Source organism: Pseudogemmobacter sp. W21_MBD1_M6, from assembly GCF_052119585.1.
GTDB lineage: Bacteria > Pseudomonadota > Alphaproteobacteria > Rhodobacterales > Rhodobacteraceae > JBGQOJ01.
Map to the genome: position 1 here is coordinate 1 of NZ_JBGQOJ010000068.1, position 2,295 is coordinate 2,295.

Here is a 2,295-nt window from a genome sequence, read left to right on the forward strand (position 1 = left end):
GACGGTGTCGAAGTGACCAACGACACCGAAAACCGCGCCGCCTGATGATGCGCGTCACCCAAATTCAAGCATAGCTCCCAGAATACGCACGGCACCCGATACGACCGATGTCCATAGGTATTCCTGTCTACAATCGCCATCGCAGCGATCATCGTATGCGTCCGGTCCCCCCTCAGTCAGAACAGTTGTCGCCAGCACTACTTTTAAAAGTATACCCTGACACAGGGGGCTAGGCACCGCTTAAGTTCTTCCAATTCAGGTAAAGCTTCGCCGAGGGTGGGTTTAGAGGCATCAAACTCTTCTCTGATTTCTGCGAGGCGTGATTTTACGACTTTGGTGACCATGTCCCGGAATTTGGCGTCGGTACGTCGTTGGTTTTCGATGTCATGGTCGGCTTTTCATCGGTCAGGATCTTGACCATGTGACCTAATTGCAGACACAGCAAACCAAGCTAGACGAGGAGTCCACTTGTCGCCAATAGCAGTCTTTATCAGAAGCTTATACAGGAGGTGGCTTATTTCCGAAGCCGTACCAATCCCATTTTTCTTGGCCGCCTCAATCACGGCTTTGATCTTGGTTACCTGTTCTGGCTTACCAAATCTCAGAAAATCCAAATGTGGTTTATCGGCACTTGCGATTTTTGGGGGATGTTTCTTGTAGATGTCCTGCATTGAGATGGGCGGCCCGCTTGACCGTTTCCGCGCTCCGCGCTGCATTGAGCGTATTTTTGCCTTACTCACACGGCCTCCATTAAGAACTTTGTGTTACTTTCCATACCTCTGCCCTTCAGGGCTCCTTAGCCGACATTCCCCTAGTGGCTTGCCGTCGGCTGTCAAAATCGCCCGATCAGGCCGTGCGGTCAACCGTTTTTCGCTCCGGATGGCGCTGGCCTCGCGCCGACGCGCGGTTTTGTGTGTCTCAAGCCAAACAGCAGGGGTGGACGCGAGGCAGAATTGGCTGCTGCACATCTCGCTATGGGCGCGTGCGCCCGCCAAGTCTGATACTTCAACAATCTTGCGGTCTACGGATTCCGCATCTTTGCCCAACGCAGCTTCTGCGCGTCAGAGATCATTTGTCGTCCTTCCGGGGTTTTGGGCCCGGTACTCGCTCCCCCATGGAACTTGCACCGTCGCTTGCCTGGGACGACTGGATTGCGGCAAGAGAATAGCTGTTTTGTAGCGGCATCGCATCGAGGGCGTTCATTTGGTGGGAGAGGATGGCCTTCGATCGAGAGGCCGCGTTCAAAGAAACGATGGCACTCGCCGACTTCGCACTCGAAACAAGCATGCCCGCATGATTGGTGGGGGCGCTTGAAATAGGGACATTCGCGGCGGTATGGGTTGAAAACTTCTATGTCCTGCATGCTGGTGCCTCGTCTTTCTGGTCGCATCGCGGATGATTTTCAATGTTAGCAATTGTGAACTCAAGATAAGACCCCATGAAGTTTCGCGGTTCCTTCCAAAATTCTATCCACCTTCTTCTGGGGGTATGGTCTTTTCGGCGATGCCATAACGAAGCCTCTAGGTGGGGAGATTTAGGTGGGGAAAACTGTGGTCTTTCCAGCGGGTCCAATAATCCCCCACCACCACCCCACACCCCTATAGAGGTGGTGGTGGGGTGGTGGTTTTGCGGGGATTTCCCCACCTCCCCACCACCCATATTTTGCAGGTGGGGAGGTGGGGAAAAACGTTGAACAATTTCATTATAGGTCATCAGGGTTGATCCATTCCCCAACGACGACAACGGGGACTTCACGGCCCTTTTGCGGGTCCATTTCACGCTCAATTCTAAGAACGTCGCGGCTGATCCACGTCTTGAGGATGTGGCCTACGCGGGCCTTTCCCTTCTTGTCTGTGGTATCAATATTTAGGACATTTCCGATGGCGTGACCGGCCCAATCTTTCGCCTGCACGCTATGCTTCATGGAAAATTTGTCAGCCGCTTCGCCAATCATGCGCTGTACATCGTATGCGTTTTTGTTGGTGATACCTTCGAATACGCCCGGCATTTTGAACTCGACAGCCACACCGATCCATTCGCCGTTGGCGATCTGGACGCCTATTATTTTGCGCCATACAGACTTATCGGCTGGGGGTGCCAGGTTGGCCTTGCCGTCATCCACGCGGAAGATTGACAGGGCGTCCAGTTCTTCGATGCCTAGCTTCAGGGCGTCCCCCGCTGCTACACGGTTGATAACCCTGGCGGCTCGCGCGGCCCCTATCCGTGACGCCCGCCGCCAGCCAAACCCGCGTGTTGCTCGGCACCGGGATCATGTCGTCAGCCCACGCACCAAGC

Annotated in this window: 3 protein-coding genes; all 3 read right to left on the minus strand. The window is 54.3% G+C overall.

The window, feature by feature from the left end:
- Positions 1 to 398 precede the first annotated feature (398 nt).
- Positions 399 to 671 carry a hypothetical protein gene (locus ACEN2R_RS20840; protein ID WP_442044852.1) on the minus strand — a complete coding sequence of 91 codons (273 nt, stop codon included), beginning with the start codon at positions 669 to 671 and terminating at the stop codon, positions 399 to 401.
- Between the two features lie 350 nt (positions 672 to 1,021).
- On the minus strand, positions 1,022 to 1,390 hold the full coding sequence (locus ACEN2R_RS20845) for an HGGxSTG domain-containing protein (protein ID WP_442044854.1): 369 nt from the start codon (positions 1,388 to 1,390) through the stop codon (positions 1,022 to 1,024).
- Between the two features lie 312 nt (positions 1,391 to 1,702).
- Positions 1,703 to 2,122, minus strand: a complete 420-nt coding sequence (locus tag ACEN2R_RS20850; RefSeq protein ID WP_442044856.1) for a hypothetical protein — start codon at positions 2,120 to 2,122, stop codon at positions 1,703 to 1,705.
- Positions 2,123 to 2,295: the final 173 nt, after the last annotated feature.

Coding starts and splice junctions, on each gene's coding strand:
- ACEN2R_RS20840 (WP_442044852.1), bottom strand. CDS start 671: ATGCAGGACATCTACAAGAAACATCCCCCAAAAATCGCAAGTGCCGAT.
- ACEN2R_RS20845 (WP_442044854.1), bottom strand. CDS start 1,390: ATGCGACCAGAAAGACGAGGCACCAGCATGCAGGACATAGAAGTTTTC.